The organism is Cryobacterium sp. TMT2-42-4 (genome assembly GCF_004402645.1).
Lineage (GTDB): Bacteria > Actinomycetota > Actinomycetes > Actinomycetales > Microbacteriaceae > Cryobacterium > Cryobacterium sandaracinum.
In genome coordinates, this window is sequence record NZ_SOFT01000041.1 from 1 (window position 1) to 20,766 (window position 20,766).

A 20,766-nucleotide genomic window follows, 5' to 3' on the forward strand; every position below is an offset into this window, starting at 1 on the left:
CCGAGGCCGGCCAGTGCGGCGGCCACGCCGGCCGTCGCGGGCCGCCCGAGCCGTGCCGAGGCCGATCGGGCCGGCGGCCCGGGCGAGGGAGGCGTCGGCGACGTCGGAAGTGAGGACGAGGAAACGTCGCGGCTGGCCATGTCGCCAGCCTAGATTTGCGGCCTGTGAGTCCTCCGCAATGGCCCGTGACGGCCGCGGTGATCGGACATATCGTCCCTGTGTTCACGCTCAGCCGGAGGAGAGACCCTGCTCGGTTCCGACCCGGCCGCCGGGCGCGGAGCGGATGCCCAGTGGAATAGGGCAGGATCGAAGGATCATGGCAACTCTCACCGCCCTCCCGCATGTCACCGATCCCGATGTGCTGTTCGAGGCCTTCGAAACGTGGGCGGGGGAGCAGGGTCTGTCCCTGTATCCCGCGCAGGAAGAGGCCCTGATCGAGATCGTCTCCGGGGCGAACCTGATCCTCAGCACCCCGACCGGCACCGGTAAGTCCCTGGTCGCCGTCGGTGCGCACTTCGCCGCGCTCTCGGCCGGCAAGCGCACCTTCTACACGGCGCCGATCAAGGCCCTCGTCAGCGAAAAGTTCTTCGCGCTGGTGGAGATCTTCGGCGCCGAGAACGTGGGCATGATGACGGGGGATTCCTCGGTCAACTCCGACGCCCCGATCATCTGCTGCACGGCGGAGATCCTGGCCAACCTCGCCCTGAGAAACGGTGCGGACACTCCTGTGGACCAGGTCGTGATGGACGAGTTCCACTTCTACGGCGACCCCGACCGCGGCTGGGCCTGGCAGGTGCCGCTGCTGCTCCTGCCCGGGGTGCAGTTCATCCTCATGTCGGCGACCCTCGGCGACGTCACGTTCATCGCCGACGACCTCTCGCGCCGCACCCGTCGGACCACCGCGGTCGTCACGGGCGTGGAGCGCCCGGTGCCGCTGCACTACTACTACGAGACCACGCCCGTGCACGAAACGGTGGAGGAGCTACTGAAGACCGGGCAGGCTCCGATCTACATCGTGCACTTCGCCCAGGCGGCCGCGCTCGAACGGGCTCAGGCCCTCAGCAGCGTCAAGGTCGCCACCAAGGAACAGAAGGAGGCGATCGCTGAGCTGATCGGCGAGTTCCGCTTCACCACGAGCTTCGGCAAGACCCTGTCCCGGCTGATCCGGATGGGCATTGGCGTGCACCACGCCGGTATGCTGCCCAAGTACCGCCGCCTGGTCGAGCAGCTCGCCCAGCGCGGCCTGCTCCGCGTCATCTGCGGCACCGACACCCTCGGCGTGGGCATCAACGTGCCGATCCGCACCGTGCTCTTCACCGCACTCACCAAGTACGACGGCGTCAAGATGCGCCAGCTGAACGCCCGCGAATTCCACCAGATCGCGGGCCGCGCGGGCCGGGCCGGCTATGACACGGCCGGCACCGTCGTCATCCAGGCGCCCGACCACGAAACCGACAACCTCAAGGCCATCGAGAAGGCCGGCGACGACCCTAAGAAGAAGCGCAAGATCATCCGCAAGAAGGCGCCCGAGGGCTTCGTGTCCTGGGGTGAGCCCTCGTTCCAGCGGCTTGTGGCGGCCGAGCCGGAAACGATGCACTCGAGCATGCAGATGACCGCGGCGATGCTGATCAACGTCATCGGGCGCGGCGGCGACGCGTTCACCCACGTCCACGACCTGATCTTCGACAACCACGAACCCTGGAATCGCCAGCTCGCGCACGCCCGGCGTGCCCTCGGGATCTACAAGACCCTGCGCGCGGCAGGGATCGTGGAGCAAAGCGCGGCCGGGGACATCCGTCTCACCGTCGACCTGCAGCCCAACTTCGCCCTCAACCAGCCACTGTCGCCGTTCGCGCTCGCCGCGTTCGACCTGCTCGACGCCGACCCCGATGTGGCCGGCCCCGGCAGCGGCCACTACGCCCTCGACATGATCTCCATTGTCGAGGCCACCCTCGACAACCCGCGCCCGGTGCTGATGGGCCAGCAGTTCGCGGCCCGCGGCGAGGCCGTGAACGCCATGAAACGCGAGGGCATCGAATACGACGAGCGGATGGCGCTGCTCGAGGAGATCACCTGGCCGAAGCCGCTCGAGGAGTTGCTGCACGTCACCTTCACCACCTACAAGGAATCCCAGCCGTGGATCGCCGACTTCGAGCTCAGCCCGAAGACGGTCGTGCGGGACATGTACGAGCGGGCCATGTCCTTCGGTGAGTTCGTGGCCTTCTACAAGCTCGCCCGCAGCGAGGGCGTCGTGCTCCGCTATCTCTCGGATGCGTACCGGGCCGCCCGGCAAACCATCCCCGACGACGCCAAGACGGAAGACCTGCTCGACCTGATCGAGTGGCTGGGCGAGCTGGTGCGCCAGGTCGACTCGAGCCTGCTCGACGAGTGGGAGGAACTCATCCACCCGGACCTCGCCGTGCACTCGGATGCTGCCCAGTCGGTGCTGCCGCCCGCGCCCCGCCGCCTGACCACCAATACCCGCGCGTTCCGCATCCTGGTGCGCAACGAGCTCTTCCGCCGGGTGCAGCTGGCCGCGCTCGAGAACTACGACGCGCTGGGCGAGCTCGACCGGGAACACGGTTTCCACACGGATGCCTGGGTCGATGCCATGGACGGCTACTTCGCCGAGCACGACGAGCTGCTGACCGGGGCGAATGCGCGCAGCGCGGACCTGATCATCTTCGACGAGGGCGCATCCGTCTGGACCGTGCGGCAGATATTCGACGACCCGGCGGGGGACCACGATTGGGGCATCAGCGCCACGGTCGACCTGGCCGACTCCGACGAGCTGGGCGCCGCCGTCGTGCGCGTCACCGGCGTCGACCGGCTGTAGCGGGCCGGGCGGAGGCCGCACCGGGAGTACCGTGGGAGCATGACGCAGTCGCCAGCATCCGTCGCCCCAATCCGCACCGGACTGATCGGGTTCGGCACGTCCGGACGCGTGTTCCACAGCCCGCTCCTCGCCGCGAACCCCGAGTTCTCGCTCGACCTGATCGTCACCCGCGACCCCGTGCGGCGAGAGCAGGCCGGTGAGCGTCACCCGGGGGCGCGCCTGATGTCGACCGCCGAGGACCTGTTCGCCGCCGCGGACGACCTGGACCTGGTCGTGATCGGCTCACCGTCGGGCACGCACGTCGAACTCGCCCACGCCGCCCTCGACGCCGGGCTCGCCGTGGTCGTCGACAAGCCCTTCGCGGTGACGGCCCGGGACGGCCGCGGCTTGATCGAGAAGGCTGTGAGCCTCGGCCTGCCGCTCACCGTGTTCCAGAATCGGCGCTGGGACGGCGATTTCCTCACCCTGCGCGGCCTAGTCGCCGCGGGGGCGCTGGGCGATGTGCGCCGGTTCGAGTCCCGGTTCGAATGGTGGAAGCCGGAGCAGACCAAGTCGTGGAAGGTCGGCGCGACCATCCAACAGGGCGGCGGGGTGCTCTTCGACCTCGGCGCCCACCTGATCGACCAGGCCCTGCAACTGTTCGGCCCGGTCGACGACGTCTACGCGGAGACCCTCATTCGACGCCCGGGTGGGGCCGCCGACGACGACACCTTCGTGGCGCTGCACCACGGGTCGGGGGTGCGCTCGCACCTGTGGATGAACGGGATCGCCGCCCAGGTCGGCCCGCGCTTCCACGTCCTCGGCTCCGAGGCGGGCTACACCAAGTGGGGCCTCGACGGCCAGGAGACCGCCCTCGGGGCGGGTGCCCGACCGACCGACCCGGGTTTCGGCGTCGACCCGGAGTCCGCCTGGGGCGTGCTCGGACGGGACGGCGCGCTGACCCGGGTGCCGACCGAGCGCGGCAACTATGCGGCGTTCTACACCGGTCTGGCCGACGCGATCCTGCGTGGGGCGCCGATCCCGGTCGACCCGCGGGACTCGCTGCGCACGATCACCCTGATCGAGCGCATCAACCTGCTGACGCACTAAGGCACATGCGTCCCGGCCCCGCCGTTACGGCGGCCACAATCTCCGTCGAATTCGTACCGGAGCCGTAGCGAGACGCTGGGAACGTACCCCCGAGCGCGCTACCCGGTGGTTGTCCAGTCGAGGTTGATCACGTCCCGGATGTAGATATTCTCACCGAGACCCGACACCGACGGATTCATGCGCAACAGCTGCTGCACCGGTAGGTCGAAGCGCTGCGCGATGGCGAAGAAGTCGTCGCCCTCCAGCACGGAGTAGCTGGTCGGGGCGCCCGCACCATCGGTGACCGGGGCGCCGGTGGCACCCGTACTGGCGCCAAGGTCGACGGCCGGGCCCTCGGGCAGCGGCTCCACGGGCACGGCATCGGCGTTGGGCGTGATAGTCGGATTCGGCACAACCGGGGCCTCGGGCTCGGGGGACGGCGTGGGGGTGGGTGTGGGAGTCGCAGTGGGCGTCGGCGTGAAGGTGACCGTCGCGGTGACCACCGGAGCCGGGGCGCCGGCGCACCCGGTGAGGCCGAGCGGGAACAGCAGCATGGCGGCCAGAGCGACCCGCGCCCGGACAGGAGTGGTTGTCGGTCGCGCAGAATTCATCGGATGTCCCCCTCGCAGAAAGTTCCGTTCGTGCCCCCGAGCGGATGCGTCCAGCTTAGGGCGCGAGTGGCGATGTCAGCATTCGATCACGTTGACGGCGAGGCCACCCTCGCTGGTCTCCTTGTACTTGGTCGACATGTCCAGGCCGGTCTGGCGCATGGTTTCGATCACGGCGTCGAGGGAGACGAGGTGCGTGCCGTCGCCGTGCAGGGCCAGCCGGGCCGCCGACACGGCGGTCGACGCGGCGATGGCGTTGCGCTCGATGCACGGCACCTGCACGAGCCCGCCGACGGGGTCACAGGTGAGGCCCAGGTGGTGCTCCATCGCGATCTCGGCCGCGTTCTCCACCTGCCGCGGCGTGCCGCCGAGAACGGCGCAGAGTGCGCCGGACGCCATGGCGCAAGCGGAGCCGACCTCGGCCTGGCAGCCGCCCTCCGCCCCGGAGATGGAGGCATTGGCCTTCACGAGCGAACCGATGGCAACGGCGGTGAGCAGATAGCGACGGATTCCCGCGGCATCCGCCCCGGGCACGAAGCGCAGATAGTAGTGGCCGACTGCGGGGATGATGCCGGCCGCGCCGTTGGTGGGGGCGGTGACCACGCGGCCGCCGGAGGCGTTCTCCTCGTTGACGGCGAGGGCGAATGCATGCAGCCATTCGGTCGAGGTGTCGCGTTCACGCAACGGCAGCCGGTCATATTCCTCTAGCTGCATGCGCACGGCCGCCGCGCGGCGCTTGACCTGAAGGCCGCCGGGGAGGGTTCCGGTGGCCGCGAGCCCGGACTCCACGCAGTCGCTCATGGCGTTCCAAATTGCGTCGAGGCCGACGTCGAGCGTCTCGGTCCCGTGGATCGCCTCCTCGTTGGCGCGGGCGATGTCGCAGATGGCGACGGCGTAGAGGTCGCAGAGGGCGAGGAGTTCGGCGCTGGAGGAGTACTGCCGCGGCTGTGGCACGGCACTGCTCGGACCGATCGGGTCGCCGTCGCGCCGGATGAAGCCGCCACCGATCGAGTACCAGGTCTCCTCGAGCAGGGGGACGGCGTCGTGCCCCCAGGCCGTGAGGGTCAGCGCGTTGGGGTGGCCGGGCAGCCGGGTGCGCGCCTCGAAGGCCACGTCGTCCTTTCGCACGGGGATGGCATGGCTGCCGCCGAGCATCAGCACGGCGTCGTCGGCCAGGCCGGACCAGGCGGAGCGCACGTCATCCGGGTCGCAGGTCTCGGGGCGGAGCCCGGAGAGGCCGGCCAGGACTGCGTCGGGCGTGCCGTGGCCGAGTCCGGTCGAGCCGAGCGAGCCGTAGAGCGAGCAGCCGATTCGGGCCACGTCGGCGAGTAGTCCGGCATCGCGAAGGTGGTCCGCGAAGGTGAGCGCCGCCCGCATCGGGCCCACCGTGTGGGAGCTGGAGGGGCCGATGCCGATGGAGAAGAGGTCGAGTGCCGACACATACGCAGTCATCCGACCATCGTAACCGTGCCGGGGTTTCACCCCGGGGACGGATCAGCGGATGATTTTGCGCGCCGTGATCTGGCCGGTGTCGAACCCGAGGAGGTGCAGCCCGCCGTGGAACCGGGCGTGCTCGATCTTGATGCAGCGGTCCATCACCACGGTGAGTCCCTGCGATTCGCCGTATTCGGCGGCCTCCTGGTTCCAGATGCCCAGCTGCACCCAGACGGTGGGCACCCCGATTGCGAGCACCTCGTCGATCACGGCCGGGATGTCGCCGGCGCGACGGAACACGTCGACGATGTCGGGCACCTCGGGCAGCGACGCGAGGTCCGGGTAGGCCGTCTCGCCGAGGATGGTCGTCGCGTTCGGGTTGACGAAGTAGACCCGGTAGTCGCTCGACTGCTGCAGGTAGGTACCGACGAAATAACTGGAGCGGGCCGGATTCGGCGACGCGCCGACGATGGCGATGGACTTCGCCGCCCGCAGGATCTTCAGCCGGGCCTTGGCGTCGGGACCCACCCAGGTGCGCTGGGATTTCAGCAGCTTCGCGAGGGGGGAACCGGCGGGCACTGAGCAACTGAGCCCATTGGCGAGGTGCACGGTGTCGTGCGCGGTAGCATCCGTGACCGGTGCGGCGTCGCTGTCGTGGGTGGCGCCGGGGGTGGCGTCGATGTTCACGTGGTGCTCGCTCATCTGGTCCCCGCAATCCGGCTAAGGGCCTGGTCGAGGTCGTAGATGATGTCCTCGACGTCTTCGATGCCCACGCTGATGCGGACCAGGCCGGGCAACACGCCGGCGTCGGCGAGCTGGGTCTCGTTCAGCTGAGCATGGGTGGTGGAGGCCGGGTGGATGACCAGGGTCTTGGCGTCGCCGATGTTGGCGAGGTGGCTGGCCAGGTCGACCGATTCGATGAAGGTTCGCCCGGCGTCGCGGCCGCCCTTCACGCCGAAGCTGAAGACCGATCCGGGGCCCTTCGGCAGGTATTTGAGGCCGCGGTCGTAGTGCGGGTGGGCCGGCAGCCCGGCCCAGTTGACGTACTCGATCCGGGGATCGGCGTCGAGCCACTCGGCCACCGCGCGCGCGTTGTCCACGTGCGCCTGCATCCGGAACGGCAGTGTCTCGACGCCCTGGGCGAGCAGAAACGCGGAGTGCGGGGAGAGGGCCGGGCCGATGTCGCGCAGCTGCTCGGCGCGCAGGCGGGTGAGGAACGCGTACTCGCCGAAGTTGCCGGCCCACTCGAGACCGCCGTAGCTGGGCACCGGCTGGCCGAACAGCGGGAACTTGTCGCTGTGCCAGTCGAAGCGTCCACTCTCGACGACGACGCCGCCGAGAGTGGTGCCGTGCCCGCCGAGGAACTTGGTGGCGGAGTGGATCACGATATCGGCGCCCCATTCGATCGGCCGGGTCAGGTAGGGCGTGGCGATGGTCGAGTCGATCACCAGGGGGATCCCGGCCGCGTGGGCGACGGCGGCGAGACCCTCGATGTCGGCGACCTCGCCGGAGGGGTTGGCCACCGTCTCGGCGAAGATCAGCTTGGTTTTCTCGGTGATCGCGGCGGCGTAGTCGGCCGCGTCGGCGCTGCGCACGAACGTCGTCTCGACCCCGAACCGGCGCAGCGTCACGTCGAGCTGGGTGATCGAGCCGCCGTAGAGGTTGGCACTGGAGACGATGTGGTCTCCCGAGCCGGCGAGGCTGGCGAAGGTGATGTACTGCGCGGACAGGCCGCTGGCGGTGGCGACGGCGCCCAGCCCGCCCTCGAGGCTGGCCACGCGCTCCTCGAAGGCCGCCACGGTCGGGTTCGCGAGACGGGAGTAGACGTTACCGTACTTCTGCAGGGCGAAGCGGGCGGCGGCATCCGACGCGTCATCGAAGACGAATGCGCTGGTCTGGTAGATCGGCAGGGCCCGCGCGCCGGTGACGGCGTCGGGGATGTTCCCAGCGTGGATTGCCCGGGTCTTGAAACCGTACTCGCGATCAGCCATGGCCTTACGTTAGCGATGATCGCCGGGGAGACGGGACACGGGCGTAACAGTGCGAAACGGATGCCGACTTGCGGCCGCCCCGGTGCCCGCGCCTGCCGCCCGGTCGGGCAGGATAAGGGCATGGAAGAGCGCGTGGAGACGGTCGTCATCGGCGGCGGGGCAATGGGGTCGGCGACGGCCTGGCAGCTGGCGCGGCGGGGCCGGCCGGTCACCGTGCTGGAGCGGTTCACGCCCGGGCACCTCAACGGTGCCTCGCACGGCGCCTCCCGCAATTTCAACACCGCCTACGCCGAACCGACCTACGTGGCGATGCTTGCCGAGGCGTTGTCGCTCTGGCGCGAGCTGGAAGCCGAGACGCAGAGCACACTCCTGCGTCAGGTCGGCGTCGTCAATCACGGGGCGAATCCGTCGTTCGACCGAGTGGCGGCAATGCTGGCCCGGGTGGGCCTTTGCGCCGAGTTCCTCACGCCGGAGGCCGCAGCCGAACGCTGGCCGGGAATCCGCTTCGACGGCCGGGTGCTGTTCGCCCCCGACGCCGGCCGGGTGAACGCGGATGCCGCGGTGACCGCCCTGCAGACCGCCGCGGCCACCGCCGGGGCCGACGTGCGGCACGGCATCCGCGTGCAGCGCCTGGAGGTGCAGGGCGACGACCGGGTGCGGGTGACCCACGAGGCCGGCACGATCATCGCCCGCCGCGCCATCGTCACGGTCGGCGCGTGGACCAGCGCACTGCTGGCCGGGGTGATTCCGATTCCGCGCCTCACGGTGACGCAGGAGCAGCCGGCGCACTTCGCCTTGCGCGACGCCTCCCCGGCCGCCGCCGCACACGCCGAGACCGAGTGGCCCGGCTTCAACCATGCGCCCGCCTGGTCCGACCCGCGCTACGGATACTGGTACTCGCCGGTCTACGGCATGTACACGCCCGGCCAGGGGATCAAGGCAGGCTGGCACGGCGTGGGTCCCGGCACCGACCCCGATGCGCGCAGCTTCCAGCCCGAGCCCGTTCAGCTGGCTGCCCTGGCGCGCTATGTGCGCGAATGGCTGCCCGGCGCAGACCCCGACACGCTCGACCCGGTCAGTTGCACCTACACGACCACGGCCGACGAGGACTTCGTGCTCGACCGGGTGGGCCCCGTGATCGTGGGGGCCGGCTTCAGCGGCCACGGCTTCAAGTTCACGCCGACGGTCGGGCGCATCCTCGCCGACCTGACCACGGGCACCGCAGCCGCTCCGCCGCGGTTCGCCCTGAACCGGGCGCCGAACGCCGCGGCCGGGGGCTGGCTCTCCCGCCGCTGAGCGCCACCGCGCTGATCGGCGTCGAATTCGTTCGGGACGAAGCCGCTGACACCGGCTCAGGGCAGCTGCACGGCGGCGAAGGCGAGGGTGGCGATCAGCGTCCAGGAGGTCAGCCCCACGAGGAGGGCCCTGCCTCCGGTGCGCAGGATGGAACCGAGGTTCACGGCGGCGCCGAGCCCGAAGAGCGCGGCCGCGAGCAGGTAGGTCTGCACGGTGTCCGCGCCGGCCAGCACGGTGTCCGGCAGCGGGACGAACGTGCGCACGAGAACGGCGGCCAGGAAACCGGCCACGAACAGGGGCACGAGCGGTGGGCGGAACGCGGGGGCATCCGTCACCGTGGCGACGCGCGTCTCGCGGCGGCGCTCGCCGACGGCGACGACGGCGACGATCGGCGCGAGTAGCAGCACCCGGGTGAGCTTCACGACGACGGCCACGGCCAACGCGGCGGGCCCGGCGATCTGCGCGGTCGCGACGACCTGGCCGACGTCGTGCACGCCGGCGCCGACCCAGTGCCCGAACTGCAGATCGGTCAGACCGAGCGGATGCCACAGCACCGGCAGCACCGCGATGGCCAGCGTGCCGCAGAGGGTGACCAGGGCGATCGGGGTGGCGGTGTCGACATCCTTCGCCTTGACCACCCCGCTCATCGCGCCGATCGCGGACGCCCCGCAGATGGAGAAGCCGGTGGCGATCAGGATCGGTTGGCGGCCGGGCAGGCGAACCGCGCGCCCGAGCCAGTAGGTGCCGACGAAGGTGATCAGCACGATCAGGACGGTGGTCATGATGGTCATCCAGCCCAGGCCCAGAATGTCCACCAGGCTCAGCTTCAGGCCGAGCAGCACGATGCCGATGCGCATGAACCGGGTGGCCGCGAGCTTCAGGCCCGGGGAAAGGACTCCCGTCAACGCACGGTGGGCGGCCGGGAGATTACCGGCGACGATTCCGAAGGTGACAGCGAGCGTGAGCAGCGGCAGGGCGGGGAAGACCGCGTGTACGATTCCGGCGAGCAGCGCGGCCGCGGCCGCGACCAGCACACCGGGCAGCCACATGCCACCGAGTTTACGGCCAGCTTTGCCTGCGGCGGGCCTGCTACCCGTAGCCGATCCATGAGAAAAGCCCCTCTCCCGCACGGGGACAGGGGCTGTGCTCACGGCTTGTCGGGGTGCGTCAGCCGATCTACCGGTGGTGGAAACGGGCGACCATCGGGCAGTCGAACGGGTCGCGAGCGCCGAGTCCGACCTTGTTCAGGTATGCGATGACGATGCCGTAGGACTCGAAGAGAGACGTCTCCGTGTAAAGGATGTCGTGCGTCTTGCAGTATTCCTTGGTGATCTCCTGGGCCTTGCGCAGGTGCGGCCGGGCCATGTTCGGGAACAGGTGATGCTCGACCTGGTAGTTGAGCCCGCCCATGAACGTGTCCATGAACGTGCCGCCGCGGATGTTTCGGGAGGTGAGCACCTGGCGGCGAAGGAAGTCCACTTTGCTCTCGTGGGGGAGCTGCGGCATGCCCTTGTGGTTCGGCGCGAAGGACGCCCCCATGTAGACACCGAAGACGGCCAGCTGCACGCCGATGAACGCGAACGCCATGCCGACGGGGAGGAAGTAGAAAATCGCGGCGACGTAGAGCACGATGCGGGTGGACAGCATACTGATCTCGAGCCAGCGCTTGTCCACCTTCTTCTTGCCGAAGACGGTTTTGAAACCCTGCACGTGCAGGTTGAACCCCTCGGCCATCAGGAGCGGGAAGAAGAGATAGCCCTGCTTGCGGGTGACGAACGAGCCGAGCCAGCTGACCTTCGCTGCGTCCTCTTCCCGGAAGACGATGAAGTCGGGGGCGATGTCCGGGTCCTTGCCGATGACGTTCGGATTAGCGTGGTGACGACTGTGCTTGTTCATCCACCAGGCGTAGCTGATGCCGACGAACAGGTTGGCGAGGATGCGCCCGGCGCGGTCATTCGCGCGGCCGCCCTCGAACACTTGGCGGTGCGACGCCTCGTGGGCGAGGAACGCGTACTGGGTGAGGATGATGCCGAGCACGCCCGCGACGATGAGCTGGTACCAGCTGTCGCCGAGCAGCACGAACGCGGTCCCGGTTCCCAGGGTGGCGAGCACCAGCATGGCGAAGACGAACCAGTAGAAACCCGTGGCACGCTTCAGCAGGCCAAGGATGCGCACGGTGTGCAGCAGCGATGAATACTCGGTGGTGGGGTTTTTCGAATCGCCACCCGGGCGGGTCTTGACAATGCGCACCGTGGGTGCGGCAACAGCTTCCGACATGAGGCCTTTGGTTTGTATCCGGACTTCTCAGTCGGTGATAGAGCAAACACTCGTAGAACAGATACTCATATCCTATGGGCCGGACCCCTCGGACACGGGTGCTTTCACACCGCTTTCCCAGTCGCTATATGCCCACAGGAGCATATAGCTGGCTATCAGTTTCCCGGAAAAGCACGTGCAAATCAGCGCCAGCTGGGAAGCCAGATGTGCAGTTGCCAGAACGTAAACGGGGTCTGGATGCCCGTCCAGAGCGGGTAGAAATACGCGCTGAGGAGCGCGGCCGCCACCAGGAAGCCCAGCACGACCCAGCGTGCCCGGGGGAGGAGGAGACCGAGCACGAAGGTGAGGCCGAGGAGCAGATAGGGCTCGAACGCGATCGTGTAGAACTGGAACACCGTGCGGTTCAGATACATCAGCCACGGCAGGTAGCCGGCGACCAGCCCCATCAGGATCAGGCCGACCTGCCACTCGCGGTAGCGCGCCAGCCGGTACACCAGGTAGAAGGTCGCGGCCGTGGCCGCCCACCAGATCAGCGGGTTCGCGATTCCGGTAATCGCCTCGGAGCAGGTGGCGACGTCGCATCCGTTCTCGCCCAGCGCCGATCCGCGGTAGTACATGCTGGTCGGGCGCACCATGAACAGCCAGGTCAACGGGTTCGCCTGATACGGATGCGGCGTGGAGAGCCCCACGTGATAGGTGTAAGCCGCCACCTGGTAGTGCCAGAAGCTTTGCACCGAGTCGGGAATCCAGGCGAGGGCGCCGGTCCACGCGGCCTCCGGCGTAGTGGCCCAGTCGCGGTAGTAGCCTCCCCGGGTGACGAACCAGCCGGTCCAGGAGGCCAGGTAGGTGGCGACGGCTACCGGCACGATCAGCAGGAAGGTCGCCGGCGCCTGCTTGAGTACGGCGGCGCTGAACCAGAACGGAAGCCCGGCACGGCGCCGGGCGAGGGCGTCGACGAGAACAAGGTAGACGCCGAAGGCGGCGAGGAAGTAGATGCCCGACCACTTGACGCTGCAGGCGAGCCCGAAGGCAAGGCCGGCCGCGAGCAGCCAGGGCCGCCGCCACAGGGTCGGACCCCAGCCCGGCTGCCGCCCGGCCTCACGCGCCTGGACCAGGAGAGCAGACAGCCTGATGGCGTGCCGGTCCCGGTCGAGCAGCACAGCGCCGAACCCGAGAAGTGCGAAGAACATCACGGAGTTGTCCAGCAGGGCCACGCGCGACATCACGATGGCGTTGCCGTCGATGGCGAAAAGGAACCCGGCGATCACGGCCAGCACGGTCGACCCGAACAGCTTCTTCGCGATCAACATCAGCAGCACGACCGCCAGCACACCGATCAGGGCGGTGGCTATCCGCCAGCCCCAGCTGTGTTCGGGGCCGACGAGGGCCATACCCAGTGCGATCAGCCACTTGCCGAGCGGCGGATGCACCACGAACGACGGGTCGGACAGGAAGACATCGGTCTGCCCGGCGGCGAAGAGGGCGTCCGCTCCCTCGGGCCAGGTCGACTCATAGCCGAGGTTGTTGAGAGTCCACGCGTCTTTCACATAGAAGGTTTCGTCGAACACCAGCGAGCGCGGCACGCCGAGATTCCAGAGTCGCAGCACCGCCGCGAGCAGGGTCACCGCCAGCGGCCCGGCCCAATGGAAAACGCGGCTTGTCAGGAACACGTGACCATCGTAGTGAGCCGGGGCTGAGAGACTGGGATCATGATCCTCCTGGCTGCCACCCCGATCGGAAACCTGGGCGACGCGTCAACGCGTCTGATCGAGGCGCTCGGTACGATGACGATTATCGCCGCCGAGGACACCCGGGTCACCGTGCACCTGCTCAAGGCCCTGGGCATCGAGAACCGCCCGCGGCTGATCAGCCTGCACGACCACAACGAGCGCGGCAAGGCGGCCGAACTCGTCGAACTCGCCCGCGACACCGACATCCTGGTGCTCAGCGACGCAGGGATGCCGACGGTCTCCGACCCGGGTTTCCACCTGGTGGATGCCGCGGTGGCGGCCGGTGTCGTCGTGTCGGTGTTGCCCGGGCCGTCGGCCGTGCTCGCCGCGCTCGCCGTGTCCGGGCTGCCGACGGACCGGTTCACCTTCGAGGGCTTCCTGCCCCGCAAGCACGGCGACCGGGTCTCGGCCCTCCGCGAGGTGGCCGCGGAGCGGCGCACAATGGTGTTTTTCGAATCGCCCAACCGGCTGGCGGCCTCCCTGACGGATCTGGCTGCGGTGCTCGGGGCCGGGCGCCGCGTCGCGGTCTGCCGTGAGCTGACCAAGTTCTACGAGGAAGTGAAGCGCGGTACCGCGATCGAGCTGGCTGATTGGGCCGCCGGCGGGGTCAAGGGCGAGATCGCCATCGTGGTCGCCGGGGCGGAGGCACGCGTGCTGGATCTGGAGACCGGGGTGGTCGAGGTGCTCGCGCTGGTGGGGTCGGGCATCCGTCTCAAGGATGCCGCCGCCGACGTGTCCGCCGCCACCGGGCTCGGCAAGCGCGCCCTCTACGAGGCGGCGCTGGAGCGCAAGACGGGCAAGCCCGCCGCGGCCCGCACGGACTTTCAGGCTCTGCCTCTGCCCTGACGTTCCCTGCTCCGAACCGATTCGACCGAGATTTTGGCCGCCGCGGCTGCAGGACGCCCACCGCGACGAACGCGGCACAAGGTAACACGGCCAGTGGCATCCGCCGCTCCTAATAGGATAAGAGCATGTCCGACGGTTCATCTTTTTACATCACCACGCCCATTTTCTACGTGAATGATGTCCCCCACATCGGGCACGCCTATACCGAGGTGGCTGCCGACGTGCTCGCACGCTGGCACCGGCAGTCCGGCGAGGATGCCTGGCTGCTCACCGGAACGGACGAGCACGGGCAGAAGATCCTGCGCACCGCGACCGCCAACGGCGTCACGCCGAAGGAGTGGGCCGACCGTCTGGTCGAAACCGCCTGGAAGCCGCTGCTGAAGACGGTCGACATCCGCAACGACGACTTCATCCGTACCACCGATGTGCGCCACGAAGTGAACGCGCAGAAGTTCCTGCAGCACCTCTACGACTCCGGCCACATCTACACCGGCGAGTACGAGGGCTTCTACTGCGTCGGCTGCGAGGAGTACAAGCAGCCGAGCGACCTCATCGATGGGGTCGGCGAGTACGCCGGGCAGCAGGTCTGCGCCATCCACTCCATCCCCTGCGAGCTGCTGCACGAGAAGAACTACTTCTTTCGGATGAGCACGTTCGCCGACCAGCTCCTCGCCCTGTACGAGGAGAACCCGAACTTCGTACAGCCCGCGTCGGCGCGCAACGAGGTCATATCCTTCGTCAAGCAGGGCCTCAGCGACCTGTCGATCTCCCGCTCCAGTTTCGACTGGGGCATCAAGGTGCCTTGGGACGACAGCCACGTCGTCTATGTCTGGTTCGACGCCCTGCTCAACTACATCACCGCCGCCGGCTACGGCCACGACGACGAAAAGTTCAGCCGCCTCTGGCCGGCGACGCACGTCGTGGGCAAAGATATTTTGCGTTTTCACGCCGTCATCTGGCCTGCAATGCTCCTCGCCGCGGGCATCGAGGTGCCTCGCCAGGTCTTCGGCCACGGCTGGTTGCTCGTGGGCGGCGAGAAGATGAGCAAGTCCAAGCTCACCGGTATCGCCCCAAGCCAGATCACGGATACGTTCGGCTCCGACGCCTTCCGCTACTACTTCATGCGCGCGATCAGCTTCGGCCAGGACGGCTCTTTCTCCTGGGAAGACCTGTCCGCCCGGTACCAGTCCGAGCTGGCCAACGGCTTCGGCAACCTCGCCTCCCGCGTGATCGCCATGGTCGTGCGCTACTGCGACGGCGAGATCCCCACCGCCGTCGACTTCAGCGAAGCCGACGAGCTCATTCGCGGCACCGAGAAGAGGGTGACGGATGCCGCCACGCTGTCCATCGGACACCTCGCCATCCACGACGCCATCGCCGCGATTTGGGAACTGGTCGACGAGCTCAACGGCTACATCACCGCCCAGGAGCCGTGGTCGCTCGCGAAGGACCCGGCCAACCGGGACCGACTCGAAGCCGTGCTGGTCACCGCCGTGCGCGGACTGGGCACGCTCGCCGTGCTGCTCTCGCCGGTCGTACCGCAGGCCACGGCGAAGCTCTGGACCGCCCTCGGCGGCTTCGGACTGGTCACCGACCAGCGCATCGACCGGGCCTGGGAGTGGACCGGCGGCCCGCGGGTCTCCCCGCTCGAGGCGCTGTTCCCTCGCATCGAGGCCACGGTTGGCTAACGAGCCCGAGCCCGAGCCCGAAGCCGGCCCCGTGCGCCAGCGCGAAAAAGGCGCCGGCCGGGACCTGAGCTACCCGCCGCGGCCCGACCCGCTCGTCGTTCCGGTCTACGACAACCACACCCACTTGGAGATCGCCGACGGCGAGCAGTCGCTGAGCGTGGCCGAGCAACTCGACCGCGCGTCCAGCGTCGGCGTGCGCGGCGTCATCCAGGTCGGCGGCGACCTGAAGACCTCGCGCTGGTCGGCCGCGATGGCTGCCCGGGAGCCGCGCATGCTCGCGGCCGTCGCCATCCACCCCAACGAGGCCCCCGTCTACGAGGCCGCCGGCACCCTCGACGACGCCCTGGCCGAGATCGCCGAACTGGCGACGCGCCCGCGCGTCGTCGCCATCGGGGAGACCGGCCTGGACTTCTTCCGCACCGGCCCCGAAGGACACGCCAGCCAGCTCCGCTCCTTCGAGGCGCACATCGACATCGCCAAGCAGAACGGCCTCGCGCTGCAGATCCACGACCGCGACGCCCACGCCGCGGTGATCGAGACCCTGCTGCGGGTCGGTGCGCCCGATCGCACCGTCTTCCACTGCTTCTCCGGCGACGCCGAGATGGCCCGCATCCTCGCCGACAACGGCTGGTACCTCTCGTTCGCGGGAACCGTGACCTTCAAGAACGCCCGGAATCTGCGGGAGGCCCTGGCCGCGGTGCCGCGCGCTCTGCTGCTGGTCGAGACGGATGCCCCGTTCCTCACCCCCGCACCCTTCCGCGGCCGCCCGAACGCGCCGTACCTGCTGCCGCACACCCTGCGCGCCATGGCCGACCACCTCGAAACGGAGGCCACCATTCTCGCCACCCAGATTTCGTCCAACACCGAACTCGTCTACGGACGGTGGGACGCCGAACCGGTGACGGTCACCGAGCCAAAGCCCGACACGAGCCCGTTCGGAGGCCTCGCATGACCCCGCCCCGCCACGGCTACGCTCCCGGAGACGAACCCGAGGCCGGCACCCGACCCGTCAGCGACGAAGTGACCGGCGGCCGGCACGCCGCGCCGGCCGCCGTGCCGGAGTCGGCATCCGCTCTCGAAACGGATGCCGAGCCCGCGGACCCCGCGGCTGCACCCGCTGCGGCTCCAGCCGCCGCTCCCAGCGCACGGTCCCTCCTCGGCCCCGCCGAGATCCGCGACCTGGCCGAGATGCTGGGCGTCAACCCCACCAAGAAGCTCGGCCAGAACTTCGTCATCGACGGCAACACCGTGCGACGCATCGTCAAGGTCGCAACCGTCTCACCCGGCGACACCGTGCTGGAGGTGGGCCCCGGGCTGGGATCCCTCACGCTGGGGCTGCTCGAGACCGGCGCGACCGTCGTGGCCGTGGAGATCGATGACCGGCTCGCCGAGCAGCTGCCGCTGACGGTCGAGCTGATGCATCCCGGAGCGCCGCTCACCGTCATCCGCAACGACGCGCTCAAGATCACCGAACTGCCCGGCGACCCGAGCCGCCTCGTGGCGAACCTGCCCTACAACGTGTCGGTGCCGGTGCTGCTCTATCTGCTGGAGCACTTCTCCTCCATCCGGGCCGGAGTGGTCATGGTCCAGGCCGAGGTGGGGGAGCGCCTCGCGGCGCCATCCGGCAACAAGGTCTACGGCAGCCCGAGCGTCAAGGCCGCCTGGTACGGGGCATTCCGCACCGCCGGCAAGGTCAGCCGCCAGGTGTTCTGGCCGGTTCCCGGCGTCGATTCGATCCTGATCGCCTTCGAACGGCGCGCCCGGCCGCTTGAATCCGAGGAATTGCGCCGCGCCACCTTCGCCCTCGTCGATGCCGCGTTCCAGCAGCGCCGCAAAATGCTGCGCCAGTCGTTGTCCGCCGTTCTCGGTGACCCATCGAGTGCCACCGAGATCATGACGCGCGCCGGAATCGACCCTACCGAGCGCGGCGAGCAGCTCACGGTCGAGGACTTCCTGGCGATCGCCCGCGCCCAGCTCGCCGCACACTGACGCGTGCCGCCGCGGGGCAGTCGCGACTGTGCGGCTGGGCTAGGTTAGTCACATGACCAACCCGGCCCCTTCCCCCGTGGTGCATGCGCGGGCGCCCGGAAAGATCAACGTGTTCCTCAAGGTCGGTGCGGTCCTCGAAGACGGGTACCACGAGGTGGCCACCGCTTACCAGGCCGTGTCACTGTTCGAAGACGTGCGCGCTTGGCCGGCCGACGACTTCTCGGTCGTGTTCACCGGTCCCATAGACGCCTCGGGTCTCGCCGTCGACGGCAGCAACCTCGCCATCAAGGCCGCGCGCGCCCTGGCCCGTAAGGCCGGCTATCGCGGGGGAGTGCGCCTCTCGATCGAGAAGAACGTGCCCATCGCCGGCGGCATGGGTGGCGGGTCGGCGGATGCCGCGGCCACCCTCCTCGCGTGCGACACCCTCTGGGGAACCGACGCCACCCGCGACGACCTCATCGAGATCGCCGCGACCCTCGGCGCTGACGTCCCGTTCGCCTTCACCGGCGGCACCGCCATCGGCACCGGGCGCGGCGACCAGCTCAGCCCAGCCCTGGCCAAGGGGCAGTTCCACTGGGTGCTCGCCCTCGCCGACTTCGGCCTCTCGACCCCCGGCGTCTACAACGAGCTCGACCGCCACCGCGAACGCCACGCCCAGGACATCTTCCCTGCCCAGATCCAGCCCTCCGTCGACACCAACGTGCTCCAGGCGCTTCGGGCCGGCGACCCGCGGATGCTGGCCGAGGCCCTGCACAACGACCTGCAGGCTCCCGCGCTGCACCTGGCCCCCGGCCTGGGCAAGGTGCTCGAGTTGGGTGAGGCGAACGGCGCCCTGGCCGGCCTGCTCTCCGGCTCCGGCCCGACTGTGGCTTTCCTGGTCGCGGATGCCGACAGCGCCCTCGAACTCCAGGTCGCCCTGAGCGCGTCCCGCCTGCGCGTGGTACGCGCCACCGGTCCGGTGCACGGGGCCCGGATCATCCACGACTAGCTCCCCTTTTTTTGCCGCAACTGTGGCCCGATCGGACATCTGTTGCCGGTGTGTCGGCAACAGATGTCCGATTCGGCAACAGTCAGGCCACCGGGTGCGAAACCGGTGCGCGCGGGGCTCTCAGCCGCGCCAGCTAAACTTGAAGGCTATGGCACATTTGCTCGGGGCCGAGTCCCTGCACCTTGAATTTCCCACTCGCGTCATTTTTGACAGCGTCACCGCCGGTCTCAACGAAGGCGACCGGATCGGCGTCGTCGGCCGCAACGGCGACGGCAAGTCCACCCTGATGCGCCTGCTCGCCGGCCGGATGGAACCCGACGCGGGCCGCGTCACGCGCCGGCGCGGCGTCACCATCGGCATGCTCGACCAGTCCGACGACCTCGCTTCGGGCCAGACCGTGGGCCACACCATCGTCGGCGGCATCGACGAACACGTCTGGGCGGGCGACGCCAAGGTGCGCGACGTGATTGCGGGACTCGTGCGGGACATTCCCTGGGACGCCCTCGTCGATGACCTCTCCGGTGGCCAGCGCCGCCGGGTGGCTCTGGCCGCCGTGCTGATCGGTGACCACGACGTCATCTTCCTCGACGAACCCACCAACCACCTCGACGTGGAGGGCATCTCCTGGCTGGCCGGTCACCTGAAGACCCGCTGGGCCACGAACTCCGGCGGGCTGGTGGTCGTCACCCACGACCGGTGGTTCCTCGACGAGGTCTGCAACATGACCTGGGAGGTGCACGACCGCCTGATCGAACCCTTCGAGGGAGGCTACGCCGCCTACATCCTGCAGCGCGTCGAACGCGACCGGATGAGCAGCGTGATGGAGGGCAAGCGCCAGAACCTGATGAAGAAGGAACTGGCCTGGCTGCGGCGCGGTGCCCCCGCCCGCACCGCGAAGCCCAAGTTCCGCATCGACGCCGCCAACGAGCTGATCGAGAACGAGCCGCCGCCCCGCGACACCGTGTCGATGCAGTCGATGGCCATGCAGCGACTCGGCAAGGATGTCGTCGACCTGATCGACATCGGAGTGAAGTTCGGCGAGAAGACCGTGCTGAACGACATCACCTGGCGCATCGCACCGGGCGAGCGCACCGGCATCATGGGCGTCAACGGCGCCGGCAAGAGCACGCTGTTGAACCTGGTGGCCGGCACGCTGATGCCCACTACGGGCACGGTCAAGCGTGGCAAGACCATCAAGGTCGCCGTGCTCACCCAGCAGCTGTTCGAGCTCGACGGCATCCAGAACGACCGCGTCAGCGAGGTTATCGGCCGCCAGAAGACGTCGTACATGGCCGGCGGCAAGGAGATCACGCCCGGCCAGATGCTCGAGCGCATGGGCTTCATGAGCGCCCAGCTGACCACCCAGGTCAAGGACCTCTCCGGTGGCCAGAAGCGGCGCCTGCAGCTGCTTCTGATCGTGCTCGACGAGCCGAACGTGCTGATCCTCGACGAGCCCACCAACGACCTGGACACCGACATGCTCGCGGCCATGGAAGACCTGCTCGACTCCTTCCCCGGCACCCTGCTCGTCGTCTCGCACGACCGGTACCTGATCGAGCGCGTCACCGACAACCAGTACGCGGTCACCGAGGGCGGCTTCCGCCACCTTCCCGGCGGTGTGGACCAGTACCTCGAGATGCGCAGGAAGCAGACGAGCGGCATCGACAAGCCCGCCGAGGCGAACGCGGCGAACACCTCCGGCGGGAAGGCGTCGCGTAAGCTCGCCATCGGCGGCGCCGACCTCCGCAACGCGCAGAAGGAACTCGCCTCCATCGATCGCAAGGTCGCCAAGCAGAATGCGCGGGTCGCGGCCCTGCACGAGAGCCTCGCCGTGCACGACCAGTCCGACTTCGACGGCCTTGGCGTGCTCAGCACCGAACTACAGACGCTGGAGTCCGCCATCGCGGGCTTCGAAACCCGCTGGATCGAACTCTCTGAGCTGATCGAGGGTTAGTTTCGCAGATGCTGTGACCGCGTGTGACGGAGGAGCGCACGCGGCGCAGCATCTGCCGATA

Annotated in this window: 16 protein-coding genes; 9 read left to right on the forward strand and 7 right to left on the reverse strand. The window is 68.7% G+C overall.

Features of this window, described 5'->3' with window-relative positions; genetic code table 11:
- Positions 1 to 316: 316 nt before the first annotated feature.
- Positions 317 to 2,836, forward strand: a complete 2,520-nt coding sequence (locus E3O18_RS13350) for a DEAD/DEAH box helicase (protein ID WP_241973325.1) — start codon at positions 317 to 319, stop codon at positions 2,834 to 2,836.
- Positions 2,837 to 2,875: 39 nt separating this feature from the next.
- Positions 2,876 to 3,925, forward strand: a complete 1,050-nt coding sequence (locus E3O18_RS13355; protein ID WP_134393855.1) for a Gfo/Idh/MocA family oxidoreductase — start codon at positions 2,876 to 2,878, stop codon at positions 3,923 to 3,925.
- 98 nt (positions 3,926 to 4,023) lie between these two features.
- On the opposite strand, the gene E3O18_RS13360 is transcribed toward E3O18_RS13355, so the two are convergent.
- From E3O18_RS13360 to E3O18_RS13375, 4 genes are all read right to left on the reverse strand, one after another.
- A complete protein-coding gene (locus E3O18_RS13360) occupies positions 4,024 to 4,515 on the reverse strand; it encodes a LysM domain-containing protein (RefSeq protein ID WP_134393854.1) in 492 nt (163 codons plus the stop codon).
- Between the two features lie 75 nt (positions 4,516 to 4,590).
- A complete protein-coding gene (locus E3O18_RS13365; protein ID WP_134393853.1) occupies positions 4,591 to 5,964 on the reverse strand; it encodes an L-serine ammonia-lyase in 1,374 nt (457 codons plus the stop codon).
- 42 nt (positions 5,965 to 6,006) lie between these two features.
- Positions 6,007 to 6,525: a CoA-binding protein gene (locus tag E3O18_RS13370; RefSeq protein WP_241978197.1), complete on the reverse strand. Its 519-nt coding sequence runs from the start codon at positions 6,523 to 6,525 to the stop codon at positions 6,007 to 6,009.
- Positions 6,526 to 6,644: 119 nt separating this feature from the next.
- Positions 6,645 to 7,937, reverse strand: a complete 1,293-nt coding sequence (locus E3O18_RS13375; protein ID WP_134393851.1) for an O-acetylhomoserine aminocarboxypropyltransferase/cysteine synthase family protein — start codon at positions 7,935 to 7,937, stop codon at positions 6,645 to 6,647.
- 120 nt (positions 7,938 to 8,057) lie between these two features.
- Here E3O18_RS13375 and E3O18_RS13380 point away from each other — a divergent pair, with 120 nt between their 5' ends.
- A complete protein-coding gene (locus E3O18_RS13380) occupies positions 8,058 to 9,233 on the forward strand; it encodes an FAD-dependent oxidoreductase (RefSeq protein ID WP_134418319.1) in 1,176 nt (391 codons plus the stop codon).
- 56 nt (positions 9,234 to 9,289) lie between these two features.
- On the opposite strand, the gene E3O18_RS13385 is transcribed toward E3O18_RS13380, so the two are convergent.
- The 3 genes from E3O18_RS13385 to E3O18_RS13395 all read right to left on the reverse strand — a co-directional run bounded on the left by E3O18_RS13385 (position 9,290) and on the right by E3O18_RS13395 (position 13,180).
- The gene (locus E3O18_RS13385) at positions 9,290 to 10,282 is read right to left on the reverse strand and encodes a putative sulfate exporter family transporter (protein WP_134393849.1); all 993 of its coding nucleotides are present in this window, start codon (positions 10,280 to 10,282) and stop codon (positions 9,290 to 9,292) included.
- Between the two features lie 127 nt (positions 10,283 to 10,409).
- On the reverse strand, positions 10,410 to 11,510 hold the full coding sequence (locus tag E3O18_RS13390; RefSeq protein WP_134418321.1) for an acyl-CoA desaturase: 1,101 nt from the start codon (positions 11,508 to 11,510) through the stop codon (positions 10,410 to 10,412).
- Between the two features lie 182 nt (positions 11,511 to 11,692).
- A complete protein-coding gene (locus E3O18_RS13395) occupies positions 11,693 to 13,180 on the reverse strand; it encodes a phospholipid carrier-dependent glycosyltransferase (protein WP_134393847.1) in 1,488 nt (495 codons plus the stop codon).
- Between the two features lie 39 nt (positions 13,181 to 13,219).
- Between E3O18_RS13395 and rsmI the strand changes: the two genes are divergently transcribed.
- The 6 genes from rsmI to E3O18_RS13425 all read left to right on the forward strand — a co-directional run bounded on the left by rsmI (position 13,220) and on the right by E3O18_RS13425 (position 20,705).
- A complete protein-coding gene (gene rsmI / locus E3O18_RS13400; RefSeq protein WP_134393846.1) occupies positions 13,220 to 14,086 on the forward strand; it encodes a 16S rRNA (cytidine(1402)-2'-O)-methyltransferase in 867 nt (288 codons plus the stop codon).
- Between the two features lie 125 nt (positions 14,087 to 14,211).
- The gene (gene metG, locus E3O18_RS13405) at positions 14,212 to 15,774 is read left to right on the forward strand and encodes a methionine--tRNA ligase (protein ID WP_134393845.1); all 1,563 of its coding nucleotides are present in this window, start codon (positions 14,212 to 14,214) and stop codon (positions 15,772 to 15,774) included.
- A 31-nt stretch (positions 15,775 to 15,805) separates the two neighbouring features.
- Positions 15,806 to 16,726, forward strand: a complete 921-nt coding sequence (locus E3O18_RS13410) for a TatD family hydrolase (protein ID WP_134393868.1) — start codon at positions 15,806 to 15,808, stop codon at positions 16,724 to 16,726.
- A 236-nt stretch (positions 16,727 to 16,962) separates the two neighbouring features.
- Positions 16,963 to 17,763, forward strand: a complete 801-nt coding sequence (gene rsmA, locus E3O18_RS13415) for a 16S rRNA (adenine(1518)-N(6)/adenine(1519)-N(6))-dimethyltransferase RsmA (protein ID WP_241973333.1) — start codon at positions 16,963 to 16,965, stop codon at positions 17,761 to 17,763.
- A gap of 52 nt (positions 17,764 to 17,815) precedes the next feature.
- Entirely contained in the window at positions 17,816 to 18,751 is a 936-nt protein-coding gene (locus tag E3O18_RS13420) for a 4-(cytidine 5'-diphospho)-2-C-methyl-D-erythritol kinase (RefSeq protein ID WP_134393843.1), read from the forward strand.
- A gap of 148 nt (positions 18,752 to 18,899) precedes the next feature.
- Positions 18,900 to 20,705: an ABC-F family ATP-binding cassette domain-containing protein gene (locus E3O18_RS13425; protein ID WP_134393842.1), complete on the forward strand. Its 1,806-nt coding sequence runs from the start codon at positions 18,900 to 18,902 to the stop codon at positions 20,703 to 20,705.
- The last annotated feature ends 61 nt before the right edge of the window (positions 20,706 to 20,766 follow it).

Coding starts and splice junctions, on each gene's coding strand:
- E3O18_RS13425 (WP_134393842.1), top strand. CDS start 18,900: ATGGCACATTTGCTCGGGGCCGAGTCCCTGCACCTTGAATTTCCCACT.
- E3O18_RS13355 (WP_134393855.1), top strand. CDS start 2,876: ATGACGCAGTCGCCAGCATCCGTCGCCCCAATCCGCACCGGACTGATC.
- metG (WP_134393845.1), top strand. CDS start 14,212: ATGTCCGACGGTTCATCTTTTTACATCACCACGCCCATTTTCTACGTG.
- E3O18_RS13420 (WP_134393843.1), top strand. CDS start 17,816: ATGACCAACCCGGCCCCTTCCCCCGTGGTGCATGCGCGGGCGCCCGGA.
- E3O18_RS13380 (WP_134418319.1), top strand. CDS start 8,058: ATGGAAGAGCGCGTGGAGACGGTCGTCATCGGCGGCGGGGCAATGGGG.
- rsmI (WP_134393846.1), top strand. CDS start 13,220: ATGATCCTCCTGGCTGCCACCCCGATCGGAAACCTGGGCGACGCGTCA.
- E3O18_RS13350 (WP_241973325.1), top strand. CDS start 317: ATGGCAACTCTCACCGCCCTCCCGCATGTCACCGATCCCGATGTGCTG.
- E3O18_RS13365 (WP_134393853.1), bottom strand. CDS start 5,964: ATGACTGCGTATGTGTCGGCACTCGACCTCTTCTCCATCGGCATCGGC.
- E3O18_RS13360 (WP_134393854.1), bottom strand. CDS start 4,515: ATGAATTCTGCGCGACCGACAACCACTCCTGTCCGGGCGCGGGTCGCT.
- E3O18_RS13385 (WP_134393849.1), bottom strand. CDS start 10,282: ATGTGGCTGCCCGGTGTGCTGGTCGCGGCCGCGGCCGCGCTGCTCGCC.
- E3O18_RS13375 (WP_134393851.1), bottom strand. CDS start 7,937: ATGGCTGATCGCGAGTACGGTTTCAAGACCCGGGCAATCCACGCTGGG.
- E3O18_RS13390 (WP_134418321.1), bottom strand. CDS start 11,510: ATGTCGGAAGCTGTTGCCGCACCCACGGTGCGCATTGTCAAGACCCGC.
- rsmA (WP_241973333.1), top strand. CDS start 16,963: ATGCTGGGCGTCAACCCCACCAAGAAGCTCGGCCAGAACTTCGTCATC.